This window comes from Qipengyuania zhejiangensis (genome assembly GCF_035607565.1).
Taxonomy (GTDB): domain Bacteria; phylum Pseudomonadota; class Alphaproteobacteria; order Sphingomonadales; family Sphingomonadaceae; genus Qipengyuania; species Qipengyuania zhejiangensis.
The window spans coordinates 585,300-604,024 of record NZ_JAYKGO010000003.1; the positions used below are offsets into that span (position 1 = coordinate 585,300).

Sequence of the window (18,725 nt, forward strand, 5' to 3'; positions counted from 1 at the left end):
GTGCCGTGACAAGCTTGCGTTTGCAGATTAAAGGGCGCGCATGACGACCCCCAACGATACCAAAGTCACCGCACTTATCATGGCCGGCAAACGTTCCGGTGTGCTCGACCCGCTGGCCGCGCGCGCCGACGTGGCGCAGAAATGCGTCGTCCCGGTGGGCGGAATGCCGATGATCGAGCGTGTGGTGGCCAATGTCGCCGCCTGCGATCGTATCGGCGAAATCCGCGTCGTGGCGCACGAACCCGAAGAAATCGCGGCCATCCCGTCGATCGCCAAACTGGTCGAGGAAGGACGCCTGGTCTTCCGGCCCGGCGCCTTCAACCTGGTCGACAGCGTGTTTTCCGGCGCCGACGGGGCGACCTATCCGATCATGATCACCACGGCCGACAACTGCCTGTGGCTACCGGACGACTTTGCCGAATTCGTCGACAAGGCGCAGGCCAGCGAAGCAGGCGCGGCAGCCGCGCTTGCCCGCAAGGAAGATGTTCGCAGCGCCGACCCGGAAGGCCAGAAGAAATTCTACGAATTTTCCGATGGCGAATTTTCCAACTGCAACACCTACTGGATCGGCAGCGCAAAGGCGCTTTCGGCGGCCGAGATCATGCGCGGCGGCGGCCAGTTCGTGAAGTTTCCCAAACGCATCGCGCAGGCCTTTGGCGTCATCAACCTCGTCCGCTTCGTTCTGGGCTGGGGCACGAAGGAAAAACTGTTCGCCCAGGTGTCGCGCCGGTTCGGCTTCAAGATGGTGCCGCTGGAGATGGACAACGGATATTGCGCCATCGACGTGGACAACGAACGCACCTTTACCGTGACGGAGCGCGTGCTCGCCAGACGCAGCGGCGCCGCGGCCTGATACGGCCCGTCACGCGATGATCCGCCTGATCCGCAACATCGGCTGGCTTCTCAGCGGCCGCGGGGTCAACGCCGTGTTGAGCCTTGTCTACCTTGCGCTGGCCACGCGGACTCTCGGGTTCGACGGGTTCGGATATTTCGCGATTATCGTGGCGCTGGGGCAAACGGTGACCGGTCTCGCCAATTTCCAGACGTGGCAGTTCGTGGTCCGCTGGGGTTCGGGCAAAGACGGTCCGGGCGAAGCGACAGGTTTTGCCATCGCGCTCGACATGCTGTCCATCGCGCTCGGTCTGGTGCTGGCGGCCGTGCTGTGCTGGTCGGCGCAATTCTGGCTGCCGCTGCCGCTGGATCTGCTGCCCGTAGCCTTTGGATACTGCCTGGTGTCGTTGCTGGCTATTCGCACCACGCCGACCGGTCTTTTGCGGCTGCGTTTCGAATACGGCCGCGCCACCGCCGCCGAAGCGGTCCAGCCGATTATCCGTGCCATCGGTGCGGTCCTGGCGGTCCTGTTCCTGCCAACCGTGATCGGGTTCATCCTGGCGTGGGCCGCAGCCGAGGTGGCGGTGGCCGCCGCGCTGTGGTTCGCCGCCGGACGGTCGCAGCGCATCGACCTGTCGAAAATCAGCCTGTGGCGCATCCCCCGCGACCACCCGGGCGCATGGAAATTCGTGTGGTCGACCAATCTCACCGGCAGCCTGAATGTCGGCTCGAAACAGGTGCTGATCCTGCTGGTCGGCGCGATCGGGGGCGAAGGGTTTGCCGGCGGCTTCCGGGTGGCGAGCCAACTTGGGCAAGCGCTCGTCAGTCTCGCGCAGACGGTATCGAAGGCGATTTATCCGGAATTGGTCCACGCCCGCGAAAACGCGCACGACATGGCCCGGCGCATGGCGAATATCGCGCTGATCGGCGGCGCGTTGGCCGTGCTGGTGGCTGTCCTGTTCGGGCGCCAGGGCCTCGTCTTCATTGCTGGTCCTGAATTTTCGGTGGTCTATTGGGCAATGGTCATTCTGGCGATTGCCGGTGCCATCGAACTGGTCGGTGCCAGCCTTGAATCGCTGCTGGTCAGCGCCGGACGCGCGGGCACCGCGCTGGCGATGCGCGCGGTTCCCACGCTGCTCGGGCTGGCGTTGCTCAAGGCGGCGATGGACTGGAACGGGCTGAAGGGCGCCGCTTTCACTGTGCTGGGTTCCAGCGCGCTGGCCGTGATCGGCTTCTGGGTTGCGGTGATCTCGCTCAGCCAGATCACCATCACGGTCAAACCCAAACCCGAAGAAACCTCCCGGCCCTAACGCAGGCCCAGAACCTCTGCCTCGTTTCGCAATCGCGTGGCGGCTTGCGGGTTCGCCGCAAGTGCATCGTTCAACGCCTTGCGCGCGCGATCCGGTTGGCCCAACACCTGCCGACTGCGCATCAGCATTATCCAGCCTTCGATATTTGCCGGATCGGAAGCCAGCTTGCCTTCCAGGCTGGCAACCATCCCTTCCGCCATCTGGCGCTGTTCTCCGGGGGGGATCGCCCCAGCAGCGGCAATCTGGCCCGCATCGGGCCCGGGGATCGCGTTACCGGCCGAAAAAACGGAGGCTGCCGGATCGGCAGGGGCGAGCGACTGCTGCGTTTCGCGGACCGACGCCAGACGCGCACTGGTATCGATGCCGTTGATCTTGCCGACCTGTTCGATGGTGCGGGCCAGATCGGCCTCCCACGGCGCTCCGGGCGGCGTGATCGCCAACAGCGCCAGCCAATCGGTAATCGCGCCTTCATGATCGCCATCGAGATCGCGCTTCACGGCAAGAAAATACCGGCCCCGGGGGTCGTTCGCGTCAAGAGCCACGGCCTTGCGGAAGGCGGCCAGCGCGTCCCGGGGCAAGGGGTCCCGCTTGCTTGCCATGACCAGCGTTTCGCCAAGAGCAGACCACAGGACCGCCTGACCGTCATCGATCGCGATGGCCGCGCGATACGCTTCCGCCGCCTTATCGAATTCACCCCGGTCGAACCGGGCGAAGGCCAGTTCCTGCCACGGACGCGGATCATCACCGGCCTCGCCCGCGCGCCGTTCGAGTTCCTCGATCGACGCAGGCCCTGCCTGCGCCAGCTCGGCATCGTTCGCCGATCCGCCATCGTCCAGCGCCCGATAGCCGATCGCCGTCGCCGCTGCGGCCAGGGCTGCGCCGAACAGCAACACGCCCCATTGTGCGCCGCTTGGCCCCGTTTTCTCGCTCATTCCAGTCTCCCGTCCGCAGCACGGTAGGGCGCAAGTCCGGGGTCAGCAATTGCCAGCGCACGAGTTATGCTTATGATGCACAGCCGTTACAGAAAATGGGTTGCAGACCTGCCTGGGGGGGCAAGCAAGATTGGCGCATAACGTGCGTGTTGCGATTGTAGGGTCCGGCCCTGCCGGGCTGAGCGCTGCCGCACACGCGGCGGCGTTGGGCATGAGCCATGTCCTGATCGAAAAGACGGACCACCTTTCGGATACGATCTTCAAATACCAGAAGGGCAAGCACGTCATGGCGACACCCGCCAATCTGGTGCTCCGCAGCGATCTGGATTTCGATGCCGGCAAGCGTGAAACCATCCTCGATACGTGGGATCGCCAGATCGAGGACAACAAGGTCGACGTCCGGCTCAACGCCGAAGTGAAGGAAATTTCAGGGGAAGCGGGGGCGTTTTCGCTCAAGCTTTCCACCGGCGAAACGATCGAGGCCGAAGCGGTCGTGCTGGCCATTGGCACCCAGGGAAATCCCAACCTCCTGCGCCTTCCCGGCGCGGATCTCCCGCATGTGCAGTACCAGCTCGACGATCCGACCGAATATGTGGACGAGCATATAACCGTGATCGGGTCCGGCGATGCCGGGATCGAAAACGCGCTCGGCCTTGCCGCGGACGAGGCGCAGGGCAACGTCGTCACGATCCTCAACCGCAGCGCCGATTTCGCCCGGGCCAAGGGTGCCAACGTCAAATTGCTGGAAGAAGCGGAAGCCGACGGACGGATCATCGTGCGGCGTGAAACCTCGCCCAGCGAAGTGCGGCCCGGCGAACTTCTGCTCGATACGCGGGATGGGCAGGAGGCGATCCGCTGCGACCGGATCATCGCCCGCACCGGGTCGCAGCCGCCCCGTGCGTTCGTCGAAGGCGCAGGCATTGCCTTCACCAGCGAAGACCGGGGCGCCTTTCCCCAACTCACACCCAGTTTCGAGACGACCAAGAACGGCATCCACGTCATCGGGGCGCTGGCCGGATACCCGCTGATCAAGCATTGCATGAACCAGGGCTATGACGTGATCGAGTTCCTCAGCGGGAACACCGATCTCAAGCCCGCCGACGAACCGATCCTGGCCGAAAAATTTGCCCGCCTGCCGGGCCGCCGCAGTGTCGACGACTGGTTGGAAACCTTCCACCGTGAAATCGTCATCCTGCAGGAACTGTCGCCCTTGCAGATCCGCGAACTGATGCTCGACAGCACGGTGCACGCCTACGAACGCGGCGAGATAATCTTTACCCGAAACGATCCCGGATCGTCGATGTTCGCCATCGCCGAAGGCAGTGTCGCCGTCGAGGTGAAGCCCGACGATCCATCGGTCACCGTTCCAATCGAACAGGGGTCCATTTTCGGGGAAGTGGGGCTGATATCCGGCCGCAGGCGCGGTTCCACGGTGCGCGCGGCCGAACCCACGGTGGTGATCGAACTGACCCGTCAGGCGGCGCTGAAACTGCTGGCGACTGCGCCTTCGGCCAACCGCGCGGTCAACCGCATTTCGATCGAACGCCAGCTGCTCCAGCTGTTCGGTTCGGGGCTGACCAGGGACGATGTCGGCGAGCTGGTCGATGCGGCACAGGTCGTTTCCGTGCCCGCAGGCGATATCGTCATCGAGGAAGGCGGAGACGACAAGGACATCTTCATCGTGCGCCGCGGGTCGATGATCGTGGAAAAGAATCTTGGCGGCCATCCGGTGTTCCTGTCCTATCTGCCGGCCGGATCATATTTCGGTGAAATGGCGGTGATCGATGGGTCCAAGCGCACCGCCAGCGTCCGCGCCGCGATCAAGAGCGAGGTGGTCCGTTTCCCCGGCGAAGCGTTCAACGCGCTGCTCGATGCAAAGCCCGACATTCGCGCACGGGCGCTGGACGACATGGCCGGACGCCGCGAAATCAACGACTTCGTCGAAAGCCGCAAGGCCAGCTTTGGCGGCGCGGTCGACATGTATTCGCAGACCGCACAGTTCCTCGTGGACAACGGCCTGGGCGAAGCGACCGACGTGCTGCTGATCGACGAGAAATTGTGTGTCGGCTGCGACAATTGCGAGAAAGCCTGCGCTGACAGCCACGACGGGCTTTCGCGGCTCGACCGTGAGGCGGGGCGTACCTACGCCCACCTCCATGTGCCGACATCGTGCCGCCATTGCGAACATCCGCACTGCATGGCCGATTGCCCGCCGAACGCGATCCGCCGCGGGCCGGACGGCGAAGTGTTCATCGACGATACCTGCATCGGTTGCGGCAATTGCCAGCGCAACTGCCCCTATGGCGTGATCCGCATGGACGCCAGGCCTCCGAAGAAGCCGGGCCTGCTATCCTGGCTGCTGTTCGGTGCCGGCCCCGGACCGGGCGAAGCCAGCTATGCCTGGCGCAAGAAGGCCGCTGCGGCAGAAGGCGCCGAACGGCCCAAGGTGGCGATCAAATGCGATATGTGTTCCGGTGTCGAAGGGGGACCGGCCTGTGTCCGGTCCTGTCCCACCGGCGCCGCGATCCGTGTCAGCCCCGAACGGTTCCTTTCGGTCGCCCGTATGGAAGAGGCTGACTGATGGCCTCGCTGTTTGGACGACGCGACAAGGACAGGGCCTTTGCCGCAGCGGAACGCCGCCGTTCGGCCGAACACGAAAGCTTTCTTTCGCACCGTTCATTCCGCTGGGCCAAGGCATCGGCGCTGCTGGCGCTGTTCGCGCTGGCGACGTATCTGCTGATCGATGTGGAACCGCGCCACAACGGCGGCAGCTGGTACGGGTATACGCTGGGCACGGCAGGGCTGGGCCTGATCGTCTGGCTGGCCTGGCTGGGCATCCGCAAGCGCCGCCCCACACCCGGAAGCTGGAGCCTCAAGGGCTGGACCAGCGCGCATGTCTGGCTGGGACTTTCGCTGGTCGTTATCGGCACGCTGCACACCGGTTTCCAGCTGGGCTGGAATGTCCATACGCTGGCCTGGGCGCTGATGATGCTGGTGATCGCCACCGGCATTTACGGCATCACGGTTTACGCTGTCCTTCCGGCAAAGCTTTCCGAGAACCGCCGGGAAATGACCCGCGAACAGATGGTCGAAAGCTTGGCGACGATCGACCGCCAGCTCGAGGCGGCGGCCCAGCCGCTTGAGCGCAGCGATGCCGATGCGGTTATCGCCGCGCTGGAACAGGACGTGTTCACTGCGGGTGTTCTTGCGCGGCTGCGCGGGGCCGATCGCCGCGACGCCACGCGCCGCGCACTTGAAAGCATTTCGACCGAACGGGCCTATAACCACGACGAAACCGACGCTGCGCAGCAGAAGGTGCGCGCGCTGCTCGGCCGCCGCGCCAGCCAGATCGACCAGATCCGGCGTCAGATGCGTACCAAGGCGATGCTCGAAATATGGCTGTACATCCATGTCCCCCTGACGATCGCGCTGCTTACCGCACTGACCGCGCACGTCATTTCCGTGTTCTATTACTGGTGAGGCAGGGGCGATGACTTTCCTGATCCGCACTGTCGACCACACCGCCACCGGACGCGAGATCGTGCGCGACCGCGAAGTGGCGGGCGATACCCTGACGATCGGGCGCGCGACCACCAACGATGTGGTCCTTGCCGACCTTGCGGTGGAGCAGCATCACGCCACGGTCGAACTGGTCGAACGTGGGCGGGTGCGCGCCACGTCCACTTCGGATCACCGGTTCGCCCACGACGGCCGCAGCACGGCGGAAACACAGTTCGATCCGGCAGGCGGCGGGGAACTGCTCTTCGGCACCTATGCCCTTGCCTTTTCGCGCGACGATGAAGGGCGCGTGCTTGTCACCGTAACCCGGTCGGAACGCGATTTCGGCAACCGCGATGCCGTGCGCGGCTTCGACCTTGCCAGCGCCATGCCAGGCAAAAGGGTCATGGCGTGGGCCGCGCTTGCCGCGATACTGGTTGCCTTTCTGGCTGTGCCGGTGTGGTCCCACCTCACCCGCGAAGACAAGCGCGCGGGTGCCGATGGCCCCGACCAGGTGGCCCTCGATGGCAGCTGGAGCACCGGCAAGCTGAGCGAGGCGCACCACGCGCTCGAGCAGAATTGCGAAGCGTGCCATGTCGAACCGTTCGTCGCAGTGCGCGACGAGGCATGCCTCACCTGTCACGAAGACATAGGCGATCATGCCGCCGCGGACCGCCTGCTCGCAGGCCGCGAGCCGATGGGCACCGGCGAGGCGCTGCTGTGGGCCGTGGCCGATACCTTTGGCAAGGAAGGCCCCGCCGCCTGCACAACCTGCCACACCGAACACGAGGGCGCCGGAAGGATGCAGCCGACGGCGCAGGCATTCTGTTCCGATTGCCATAACGGCATGGACACACGCCTGTCCGATACCAGGCTTGGCAACGCGCACGATTTCGGCACCGATCACCCGCAGTTGCAGGCGATGATCCACCAGACGGCGGGCAGCGACGAACTCACGCGGGTGGTCATCGACGGCAAGGCACGGGAAAGCAGCGGGCTGCGCTTCCCCCATGACAAGCATCTTTCCCGGACCAACGGCGTCGCCCGCATGGCCGGCAACCTGTCGCGCTATGGCGAGGCGTTGCAGTGTTCCGATTGCCACCGACCGACAGACGACAGGAACGGATTCCTGCCCGTGGTGATGGAGGAGGATTGCGAAAGCTGCCACAGCCTTGCCTACGACAAGGTCGGCAACACCGTCCGCACGCTGCGCCACGGCGATGTCGCGCAAATGCAGGCGGACCTGATCGCACTCGATCGCGCACCGCGCCAGCCGGTAGTCACCGCCCGCCGGCGTCCGGGGGAATTCCAGCGCGGCGGGCGCTATTTCCAGGATTTCGGGCGCCCGACGCAGAATTACATCGGCATTTCGCGGGCGCTGGGCAAGGATGGGGTCTGCGGCGAATGCCATGTGCCCGCCACGGTCGATGGGCAGCGCGGCGTGATGCCGGTGTTCCAGCGCAGTTCCTATTTCACCAAGGGACGGTTCGACCACGAGGCGCACGAACAGGAAACCTGCACCACCTGCCATGCGGCGGATACCTCAAAGAGCGCGCAAGACCTGCTTCTGCCGTCGCTCGCCACGTGCCGCGATTGCCACCAGGGCGAAAGTGCGACCCAGGCCGATGTCCCGTCCAGCTGTGCGATGTGCCACAGCTATCACCCACCCGATTTCCGCCGCAAGGAGGATGACCTTCCGGCCCAGCCAGCGGGCAAGGTCGCCCGGCTTTCGCGCAAGGGGACGTCCGAATGACGGAATGGGAAGGCACGCTGGAGGTGGGTCCGGAATGCTGATCGCGCAAATGACCGACATTCACATCGGCTTCGATCCCGATGCAAAACCGGAAGAGCTTAACCGCATCCGGTTCCGCAGCACGCTCGATCGGGTGATCTCCTCGCCCAACACGCCCGATGTGCTGGTCCTTTCCGGCGATCTGACCGATCACGGCGACCGCGAGAGCTTCGCCAGGATCGCTGACCTTCTGAAGGCCGTGCCGTGTCCCATCCTGCCGCTGGTCGGCAATCACGATACCCGCGAGGAATTGCTGCGCGCCTTTCCCGGAACGCCCAGTCACGAAGGGTTCGTTCACTACGTGGTCGAACGGGACGGTTTGCGGATCATCTGCCTCGACACGTTCGAAGCCGGGCGGCACGGCGGTGCCTTCTGCGCGGCGCGGCGTGATTGGCTGCGGGCCACGCTGGAACAGGGCCAGGGGTCGCCTTGCGTGATCTTCATGCACCATCCCCCTGTCGTCAGCGGGATCGACTGGATGGATCCCGATCCGTCCGAAGACTGGATCGCCAATTTCGCCGCCGCGGTTGCGGGATTTGAAGGCGATATCCGCGCCATCCACTGCGGACATCTGCACCGCCGAATCCAGGCACAGTTTCGCGGCATCATGGTGAGTGTCACGCCGTCGGTCGCTCCGCTCGTGGCGCTCGACCTGCGGCCGATCGACGAAACGCGCGCCGACAACCGGGCGCTGATCACCACCGAACCGCCCAGCTATGCCCTCCATTACTGGAATGGCGACCAGTTGGTGACGCATTACGAAACCTGCGACAATTGGGATGTGCTGGCCCATTACGGCGAGCATCTGAAGCCGATGATCCGGGAAATGTTCTCCGAACGTAACAGCTAGATTGCCGACCGCGCCGCGGTTGCGGCGTCAGTCTGCAATACTGGCACGCCCCGGGTCCAGCCAGGGCCCACGCCCACCGACCCACGCCCGCATATCCGGTTCGTCGCTGACCTTCCACGGCACACCGGCGCGGGTCAGAAACAGCCGCTCCATCTCGGTGCGGTTGAAGGGCCGCGATCCCAGCCGTCCGAAGACCGCCATCTGCCCGCCGGTTTCATCGACGGCGCGGTCGCGGTCGAGGCCCTTGGACAAGGAAATGGCTGGACCTCTCGTTTTCGCCCAGGCGATCAATTCGGGTTTGGGCGCGGGGCTGAATCCGTAAAAATTGGGCTGGCTGTCCGGCGTGGTCAGCTGAAGCACCTTCATCCCGTTCCGCCCGTCCGCCACATAGGCGAACAGCGTGGCATTGGTGGAGCCGACAATCACATCCTCGGCATCGTTCAACGTACCGTCCAGGGTAACGCGCTGGTACACCTTGGGGGACAATGGGCGGGTCACGTCGAGGATGACCAGCCCGTCCTGCTTGGCGGCGACATAGGCGTAGGTCCGCGCCACATAGACGCGCCGCGCATCGGCCAGCGGGACGGTAGCCTGCGGCATCGCGACGGGGTTGCGCATGTCGGTAACATCGAACAGCTTCACGCCTTCGCCATCGGTGACCCACAGGTAACGGAACTGGATTGTCGATGCGCGCGCATCGGCAAGTTCGCGCACCGCCATCAGTTGCGGGTTTTCCGGTTCCGACAGGTCGACCACCACCAGCCCGCGCTTGGCGGTGATATAGGCGATGTCGCCCGCCAGCGTGATGTGCCGTGCGCCATCCAGCACGCCGCCTTCGTTCCACGCCTTGCTGCCATCGGCAAACCGGGTGCGCTTGAGATCGTTGTTGCGAAACTCGCCATCGGCCATGGTTTCGATGTTCACCAGGATCAGACCCTCGACCGCATCGGTGACGACCGCGTAATCGTAAATCGGCCGCATCGCCTGTTCCTGGTTCACCTGAAGCAGGGACATCGGCGTGCCGTCTTCGTTGATAACGGCATTTCCATCAGCGTCGTTGACCGGGGTTGCCGCCATCGCCTTGTTGCGATCGGGGCGGACCGGCTGCGTCGTCGCCAGGGCCATGCAGGTGGCGTTCCTGGTCTTTACGTGGGCATCGTGCCCCAGCGCGCTGAACGGGGCGGTGATGATCCGTTCGGACACGCCCTTGTTCGCGATGGACGCCACGTCATAGGCACGAAAACCGCCCTTTCCTTCGGCAACGAACATGTATTCGCCGCGAAGCTGGAGGCAGCCCACGGCATCGCGCGTGCCTTCATGGACATTGGCGAACTGTTCGAACGCCCTGGTTTCGCCGCTGGCATCGCCATCGAACGTCTTGCCGCGCACCCAGTTCTTCAGTTCGCGCCCATTGTCTTCGACGTGCATGCGCCAGTAATCGGGATAGGCGTATCGGTGCAGATACGATCCCAGCACCGCTTGCGGCTCATCCCATTCGGTGACGCGCACGGCCTCGAACCCGTTGTCCAGACCGACCCAGGCGTTCATGCCGACGAAGTTCACGAAATTCGTGCCCATCAACAGCAGCTGGCTCATGATCGCGTTGTTATCGTCCGCGGACGAAAGGTGGCAATCGGTGCAGGTCTTCGTTTCGGTCAGCCTGACCGTATGCGGGAAATGCGGCGCAAACGCCTGTGACGAATAGCCGCTGGCGGCTACCGGTGGCTGCTGGATGTAGATCCGTTCGCGGTTGATGTTGGTCGAAGACAGGACCAATGCGCTGGTCGAACGGATCGGCGCGATCTGATTGCCCTTGGTGGTCTGATGGCGGCCAAGCTGGAACATCTGGTCGCGCGCGACCTGCGGATTGTATGTCGCGAAATTGCGCGTTTCCTCGTCACCATAGTGGTGCGACTTGGTCTTCCAGTTCGCCTCGATCGGCAGGTGGCAACCGCCGCAACTGGTGGTCCAGGACAGGTGGCAGGTGAAACACGCCATCTCTTCTTCGCCGTGCGCGCGCTCGTCCTTGGAAACGCCGGTGCCGAATTCGAACATGCCGGTTTCCGCACCGGTCTTGCTCATCAGTTTCGCGCGGGCCGATTTGGCGTTGAAATGCGAACTGGCAGGATCGACGCTATCCTTCGTCAGGCTGACCACCCATTCGAGCGACGGGTCAACGATCGAGCGCTGGACCAGCGCCCGCCTTCCGTCATCGTCGAAGGTCCATTCGAACCGGCGCCTGCCGTCGGGGTTGCGCAGCAGCGAAAGATCGGTGCCCTTGGGCGGCGCGGCGGGGCCGCTGGTCAGCAGCGTGGGATAAGCGTCGGCGGTGCCGTGGCAATCCTTGCAGCCGATTTCCACCGCATTGGCGACTTCGCCGTAGATCAGCCCGTTGCCGTGGCTGTCCTGGGCAAAGTGGCAGTCAGCGCATTGCAGCCCTTTTTCCGCGTGGATGTCCATCATGTGGACCGCTTTGCCCGGATTGGTGCCGGGCTCGACGAACTTGCCCTCGCCTTCCTTGCGCCATTTTTCGGGATCGTCGGGCGAGACTATTCCGCCTTCCGCATCGAGGAGATTGCCGTCCCGGTCGCGCTTGAAGATCGCGCGGAAATTCCACCCATGCCCGTGGTAATCGGCAAACTGCGTGTCCTTCAGGTCCGGGTTAAGGTCATAGACGTTGCGCAGGAAATCGAGGTCGGCCCAGTTGCCCTTGGGCGCCGCGCCTTCGGGATTACGGTCCAGCACCGCATGAACCTCTTCGGCGGTGGGATACTTCTGGTCCTTGGGCCACATGTGCGGCGCATCGGATTCGTAATCCCACATGGTGTAGCCGAGGTACGAATTCAGAAAGATATTGGGTTGGTGCATGTGGCAGTTCATGCACTGCGCCGTGGGGATCGATCGGGTGAAGCTGTGGCGGATCGGGTGGCCCTTTTCCTTCACGGGCGCGGCATCACCATGCGTGTCTTCGGCGTGCCGGTCGCTTTCCCCGGGGGCCTTCACCGCGCCGTGGCCGCCGCCGTGGCTGTCCCCGTGATCGCCCCCGCGGCCGCCTTCATACAGGGCCGCGATGGTGGGATCGACCGACTGGCTCTGCCCGTCCCGGCCATACTGTGCATAAATCAGCGAATGGCGCGGTTCGCGGTCGTTGGCATAGACCACGTGGCAGCCCGAACAGCCCGAATGGCGGTAATCGCCCGGCTGATCGTTCGTACCCATGAACCACATGAACGGATCGTTGAGCCGGGTCTTGTGGATGTTCAGCACCGGGATCGCCACGCGCAGGCCCGTGGCCTCACCGCGGTTCGACTGCTTGAGGTCGGGCCGTCCTGGCTCTTCCAGCCGCTGGATCGAACCGGTCGGGTTCGGCAGGCCGATTTCCGGGAATTGCGTGGCTATGTTGCGTCCGCCGCGTTCGAACACACGGAACACGTCACCGGGGGGGATCACATGCCACGTCGGCATGGGATAGAGTTCCGCCAGCGCGCCGCGCGCCGCCTGCGCCTCGGTGACCGTGCCCGCCGGGGCGCCGGGGCTTTCGATCTTCGCCGGCTGCCCGTCGCGGGTGTACGCTTCGCCAAGCATGTAGCGTTTGAACGGCAGGATGCCGTTGTTGTACGCCGCCCCGCCCCACAGCATCGCACCCGACGCCATGATCGAGCGTTCGGCCGCCTCGATCGTTTCGATATGGCAGGCTCCGCACGCCTCGCGCGCGACACGATAATCGCTGGGGTTCACGAACCGCACGAAGATCGGGTCTTCCTTGTTCAGCAGGCCATAGGAACGCTTGGGATTGGCAGAGGATGGCCAATGCCAGCTTTCGGGATACCTCGGCAGCACATGCGCGGCATCGCGCGCGGCGACATAGGCGGGATCATCATGCGGCAGGTCGCTGTTCCCGACCACGCTGGCGTTTCCGCCGTGGCAATCGACGCAGCCGATCCGCACCGCAGGGGTTTCGTGCATTGTCGGCTGATCGGTGCGGACGTGGCACGAAAAACAGCCGTCGGACTTGGCCATCATCTGCGCTTCGGTCTGGATGCGGGGCGCTGGCGCGGCCGTGACGAGCGAATAGTCGCGTTCCACCGGCGTTTCGCCCTCCGCCGCGCGCAGGCCCACCGCACCGGCGAAGATCATGACCGCAAGGGCGAAAAGGAATTGGCCGAAGGTTCGCATCAGTATGTCAGGATCACATTGGCAAGCGCGGAATAGAAAGCCCGGGGGTTACCAAGACTGGTGAAAAGATCATCGAAACCGGCGCCTGAAAGCAGCGCTGCTCCCGACAGGCGCACCACGATGTTCTGGGTTGCCTTGGGGCGCCAGATCGCCGCAGCGGACAAATCCCAGCCGATATCCTTCGGGATAGAACCTTCGTTGCGCAGCGCTTCCAGCGTGGCGGTGTTCTGGAACCACAGGTGGTTGGCGTTGGCGGAAACGCGAATTTCGGGCGTCAAATCGAAATCCGCACCGCCCCCCAGCAACATCAACCCGGGGTTGTTGAAGTTCGACTGCCCCTGTTCCTTGGAGCTGCGCAGCGAGTTCAACAGGCCGTTGCGGCCATTGACGCTTACCGCGCGGCCGCCGCCGGCGAACGGGATGGTCTGGCGGATCCAGTAGGAGGTGTCGGCCCCGGCGAAGACCGGGTTTTCGAACACCGCGTCATAGCCCGTTTCCTTGTCGTCATAGGGATCGCCATCGCCGCTGGCATAGGCTGCCGAAAGGCGGAAACGCATCCAGTCCTGATCGTAGCTCGCCTCGACCGCGCCGAAATAGGCCCCGATATTGGCCGGGCGATCGGTGAAGAAGGAATTGCGATCTTCGCCGAACACGTAATAGGCGCTGCCCGTCAGGTTGATCCGCCCGATCCGGCCATCCGCGTTGTACCCGAGGTAGAACGCGTCGTAATTGCGGCCCCGCAAGCTTCCGAGAAGCGCGGGCCGGACCGGGAAACCGTTGTCGTCGATTTCGATGTCGTCCGCTTCGCGGTTGGCATTCCAGGCGAATGTGAACTGGCTTGTCAGCGCCGGGATCAGGAAATCCTGGCGATAGGCGTTGGCAAAAAACAGGTAATCGTCACGCGGGGTCTGCAGGATTGCGTTCAAGCCGCTGTTGGTGTCCTTCTCCAGCCGCCAGAAGCCGCCGAAATTGTACTGGAAACGGTTGTTGTCGCGGTTGCCGAAAAAGCGGATCCCCAGCTGCTGGTCGTTGAACAGGAAGCCGCGGAAGTCGGATTGGAAGGGCTGGATGCCGATCCGGATGCTGTCGAAATCATAGCGATCGGACACGTTGCGAAAGTGGTAGTCGACAAAGGCTTCCTGCACGCCAACGAAATGGTCGAACCGGTGCGTGGGCCTGGACGGTTCGACGAAAAGCACGCGGCGTTCGGGCACGTCGACGTAGTTGGCGTTGAACGCCAGCGTGACGCGGTATTCGATGTTCGGCGGTTTGTAGGCGGTGCTGCCCTTGAGCAGCGCCGCCCCGACAAGGAAGGTTTGCGAAAGAACCAGGCTGGTGTCCTTGCCGAACACGTCGAGGCTTTGCGGACGCTGCGTGGTCTGAACGCCGACCGGAATGGGGAACGTGCGCGGTTCGATCACCGTGTCGCTCACCGCGTTGACGATGAAGAACCAGTCGTCACCCGTGATCGGCAGCCATGGCACCTTGTCCGGATTGATCGGTCGATCGCCTTTATAGGTGTTCTGGTTATAGGGGTCCCACCAGCGTTCCTTGACCAGACCAAGGCTTTCGATCAGCCGCCAGCGATCGGGGATCGGCACCTGGTCGACCGGAAAGGCTTCGGGTGGCGGGGCGCGAACAGCGCCTTCGTTGGTCTGGCTGACCGCATCGGGCAATGGTGCAGTGTAGTCCGGGCGGCGGCGGCCTTCGATAATCTCGTTGTCGAGCGGGGGCGGTTCATCCACTTCCGCAGTTTCGGCCGGCGGCTCCTGCTGCAAGGGCGCATCGTCCAGCGGGACCACGTCCTGCGGTGCCGCGAACAGCAGGGCCATCGGAACAAGGAACTCGCTCGCCATTACAGGCCCTCGCAGACGTTCTGCGCCGGATCGTCCAGGAAAGGCGCGAACGGGCAGCTGACGTAGCGCAGCCGAACTCCGCGACCGTTCACGTTGACCACGATGCGGTCGGCGCGAATGTCGATGGCAGCGTTGCCGATCGTGCCCGTGCGCTGGCCGCCGTTGTGCAGGCCAAGAAAGCTGACCATGTCGTCCTGGTCGATGCCGTCCCCCGAAACACCAATCCCGCCAACCAGCTGCCCGGCGCGGTAGATCGGCACCGATCCGGGGAATATCTGGATGCCGTTCGCCAGCCGCTTACCCCCGCCCGGCGCATCGGGCAGGAATGTGCAGCCGCGCTGGGTATCCGCGTTCCTGCCTAGGACAAAGCCAAGGTGTTCGATCAGGTTGGGCGCGATAAGATCGGTTTGCAGGCCGGTCATGAACGGGCTGAACCGGCCCGGCACCGCAACGGACAGCGGGCCGGAAACATCGCCCACCTCGCCATCGGGGAAATAGGGCCGCGAAAGATTGCCTCCCGACCGGTCGGCAAAGGCGAACCCGCCGGTCAACGCGTTCGGATCACCAAGGAAATCGCGCACACGCTGGACGTAGGCGGCAACCGCCGGACCGCCGCCAGCCAGCTGCTGCGCCGCCACGGGGCTGGAGAAAAAAGCCGCCGTGCGCGCCTTCTGCAAGCTGACATCGGTGCCGAATATCGGACCGTCTGGCGATCGCACGATACCCAGTACGGCACCGTGCGTGTCCACCATGCTGATGGTTGCCTGCATCCGGCTGTCGAGCGGTTTGCGGATCTGCGCGCGTGCATGGCTGAGGACCACAAAGGCTTCTTCCAGTATCGCCCGCACCTCGGCCGCGCTCAAGGGTTGGGCCACGCTGCCGGCATCGGTCCCGCCGCGTATCGGATACCGCCCCACACCTGCGCCATCGGTGAGCACATAGGCATCGCGCAGGGCAAATTCGCTGGCCATGCTGGGCCTGATACCCGACGCCTCGCTGCCATAGGCGGTGCCGCCCCGCAGCAATCCGTCCGTGTATCCCGTGACCGCGATCAGCCCGCCAGCCGGACCGTTCACCGCCCCGAAGCTCGATTGCAGCGGGCCAAGGCCGGTCGCATTTGCATCGCTGAAGCGCAGGCTGGTGCCATCGACCGTGATGCGATCGGCCTGAATTTCGCGCGGGGCGACGAACCCCTGCGTACCGGCAAGCGCGGCGGATTCCTCGTCATCAGTGTCGACGTTCAGGATATTGCGATCGAACCCGTAATCCCCGTCCCCTTCGACCCCGATGCCGCCAACGACGACCCCGTTCTTGTAAAGCGGAAGACCACCCGGATCGGCAGCAAGACCGAGCGGGGCGCGCTTGGGTCCGATAAAGCCATCCTGCACGCGCGCCGACAGGTCTGAACAGGGCAACTGGCTGAACTGGACCCCGAACAACGGCCCGCTTTCCAGGCCGATCGTGGTGGGCGCGGGCGGAAAATGTTCCTGCACGATCTGGCTGGCCGTGCGGCTTGAAAAGGCGTTGCCCCCGCTGGACAGATACGCACCGGTTATGGCCTTGGATATCGCTGCCGCAGCCGCCGGAACGGGAAATCCCTGCAGACCCACTTCTTCGCCTGCGGCGGCCGGCCCGGCGATCTGTCGGCGGCTGATCCGCGTCGTGCCGGATGCGTTGGTCATCTGGAAGACGGCGAGGACGTTGCCCACCCGGTCCACCACGGCAATCGTTGCCGACAGGTTGCGCGCCTGCGCTTCGCCAACGGCCTGCGCCAGCACGCGCTGCACATCGCCCGCCGACAGCGCTGCCTGGGGCGGGTCGGCGAACACCCGCCCGCTGGTGGTCGGAACGGGCGTGGGCGAACCGCCGCCGGTGTTGCCGCCCGAACTGCCAGTGCCCGACGTGCCACCGCCGCCGCATCCCGCAAGCGCAAGCGCCAGCGCACCGGCAAGACAGCACACATGGCCACGTACCATCAGCGCAGGCTCCCCACGGCGTTGGCGGCGGCCGAAAGGGCGCTGCGGAATTCAGCGGGGCGGTAGGCTTCCGGAGCACTGACGGCGGAATAGGCGCGGTTGATGTTGGACCTGATGCCGGCCGCTGCGCCCACCGTGACGCGCCCTTCGCGAACCAGCGCATTGAGAAGCGTATCGACCGCCATCACAGCCTGCACCGATCCCGCATAGTCGGTAAACCGCGGCGTGGTGGTGCGGCCCGTGATGGCCGCGATCACGTCAAACGCGTCCAAGCTGCCATAGGCCCGCGACGAAAGCGCATCGGACAGCGCCTGCGCGCGTTCGCGCAGCGTGATCGCCGCTGCCTGCGCGCTGGCACGGTCCCGTCCCATGGCGCTGTGGAAAGCCTTGCTGGCATCGTCGAACCCGCCGGCAGCAGCCGGAGCAAGCGAGCGGCTGACAGCCGACAGCATGATGATGTTTTCATCGTTGAAGGGCGGGTTTCCGAAGGGAATCGGGCGCCCCGGATTGGTTTCGAAGGTCAACCGCCGCGTCGGACCATCGGTGATCTGGCGGTGGCATGCATGGCAATCGTAGAAATACAGCTGGGGGAACATTCCCTGCATCCCGAAGGCGGGGCGGGCGAAAAGATCGGTCGCGCGGGCCACGGCTTCGGCCTGCCCCACGGCCCACAGCCGCACGCTATCGCTGCCGCCCTTGCGGCGCACATAATCGGCATCGGCATCGTGATGCTGCTGGAGCGATGAAAACAGGTCGAGTTCGAACGAGACGCGCGGATGGCCGGCGGCCATCATCGCATGGGTGACGAATTGCCCGGTATCGGTGCTGCCATAATGGCAATCGAGGCAGACCTTTGCGCGCACCTGCGGCCGCTCGAGCGGGACAAGACCAGCGCGAACGTTCGAAGCATGGCTTGCCGCTTTCTCGTAATGGACCTGCAGCCAGCCCTGCGAAGCCCCATGGCAGCTTTCGCAGCCCACCCCGTCGCTGGTCTGGAACCGCGCGCCGCGCCGTGCCTGCGGCACATAGGTAGCGTGACAGCCAAGACATGCAGGCGCGGACGTGGCCGCGCCAAGCCCGAGAGTGTCGGCAATCTGGCGACCGCGGCGGCTGGCAAGCGCGGAATAGGCGCGGCTGTGCGCGCCGCTTGCTGCGGAGGGTTCCTGCCAGGTGGCGATTTCGTCCTGTCGGACCACCGCACCATTTCCTTCCGACCGGCCGTGACAGGTCGATCCCGCGCAGGTTGCAACGCCTTCATACGTCGCACCGGCGCCTTGTGCCTGCACGCCGGGCGCGCCCAGCGCACCCGAAATTCCCAGGAGCAAAAGGGCCGCGAGGACCGCCAACGACAGCGCAACGCGCGGCGCGAACCCGCCCCGTGCCGGCACATTATTAACAGTTTCAGGCTGGTCGCCCATCAGCCCCCCCTCGTTCCGGCTGCGCATAGCTGCGATTCCGGTGTCCATGTTCACCCTCCCCTTAGGGTGAATTCCCTGATCGAACG

Annotated in this window: 11 protein-coding genes; 6 read left to right on the top strand and 5 right to left on the bottom strand. The window is 64.4% G+C overall.

What is annotated here, in order from left to right; genetic code table 11:
- Positions 1-40 precede the first annotated feature (40 nt).
- Both VR863_RS10550 and VR863_RS10555 read left to right on the top strand, forming a co-directional pair.
- Positions 41-853, top strand: coding sequence for an NTP transferase domain-containing protein (locus VR863_RS10550; RefSeq protein WP_324828425.1), 813 nt, complete (start codon positions 41-43; stop codon positions 851-853).
- A gap of 16 nt (positions 854-869) precedes the next feature.
- Positions 870-2,141 (top strand): lipopolysaccharide biosynthesis protein, encoded by a 1,272-nt coding sequence (locus VR863_RS10555; protein ID WP_324828426.1) that lies wholly within the window; start codon positions 870-872, stop codon positions 2,139-2,141.
- On the opposite strand, the gene VR863_RS10560 is transcribed toward VR863_RS10555, so the two are convergent.
- Positions 2,138-3,073: a tetratricopeptide repeat protein gene (locus VR863_RS10560; RefSeq protein WP_324828427.1), complete on the bottom strand. Its 936-nt coding sequence runs from the start codon at positions 3,071-3,073 to the stop codon at positions 2,138-2,140. The genes VR863_RS10555 and VR863_RS10560 overlap by 4 nt on opposite strands.
- 142 nt (positions 3,074-3,215) lie before the next feature.
- On the opposite strand from VR863_RS10560, the gene VR863_RS10565 reads away from it, so the two are divergent.
- From VR863_RS10565 to VR863_RS10580, 4 genes are read left to right on the top strand one after another with little or no spacing between them, the layout of a single operon-like run.
- The gene (locus tag VR863_RS10565) at positions 3,216-5,654 is read left to right on the top strand and encodes a cyclic nucleotide-binding domain-containing protein (protein ID WP_324828428.1); all 2,439 of its coding nucleotides are present in this window, start codon (positions 3,216-3,218) and stop codon (positions 5,652-5,654) included.
- Entirely contained in the window at positions 5,654-6,553 is a 900-nt protein-coding gene (locus VR863_RS10570) for a hypothetical protein (RefSeq protein ID WP_324828429.1), read from the top strand. The genes VR863_RS10565 and VR863_RS10570 overlap by 1 nt, the downstream gene beginning before the upstream one ends.
- A 10-nt stretch (positions 6,554-6,563) precedes the next feature.
- Entirely contained in the window at positions 6,564-8,324 is a 1,761-nt protein-coding gene (locus VR863_RS10575; RefSeq protein ID WP_324828430.1) for a cytochrome c3 family protein, read from the top strand.
- A gap of 34 nt (positions 8,325-8,358) precedes the next feature.
- The gene (locus VR863_RS10580) at positions 8,359-9,213 is read left to right on the top strand and encodes a metallophosphoesterase (RefSeq protein WP_324828431.1); all 855 of its coding nucleotides are present in this window, start codon (positions 8,359-8,361) and stop codon (positions 9,211-9,213) included.
- 27 nt (positions 9,214-9,240) lie between these two features.
- On the opposite strand, the gene VR863_RS10585 is transcribed toward VR863_RS10580, so the two are convergent.
- From VR863_RS10585 to VR863_RS10600, 4 genes are read right to left on the bottom strand one after another with little or no spacing between them, the layout of a single operon-like run.
- Entirely contained in the window at positions 9,241-13,350 is a 4,110-nt protein-coding gene (locus VR863_RS10585; RefSeq protein ID WP_324829263.1) for a hypothetical protein, read from the bottom strand.
- 38 nt (positions 13,351-13,388) lie between these two features.
- Entirely contained in the window at positions 13,389-15,245 is a 1,857-nt protein-coding gene (locus tag VR863_RS10590) for a hypothetical protein (RefSeq protein WP_324828432.1), read from the bottom strand.
- Positions 15,245-17,221 carry a heme-binding protein gene (locus tag VR863_RS10595; protein ID WP_324828433.1) on the bottom strand — a complete coding sequence of 659 codons (1,977 nt, stop codon included), beginning with the start codon at positions 17,219-17,221 and terminating at the stop codon, positions 15,245-15,247. The genes VR863_RS10590 and VR863_RS10595 overlap by 1 nt, the downstream gene beginning before the upstream one ends.
- On the bottom strand, positions 17,221-18,687 hold the full coding sequence (locus tag VR863_RS10600) for a multiheme c-type cytochrome (RefSeq protein WP_324828434.1): 1,467 nt from the start codon (positions 18,685-18,687) through the stop codon (positions 17,221-17,223). The genes VR863_RS10595 and VR863_RS10600 overlap by 1 nt, the downstream gene beginning before the upstream one ends.
- Positions 18,688-18,725: the final 38 nt, after the last annotated feature.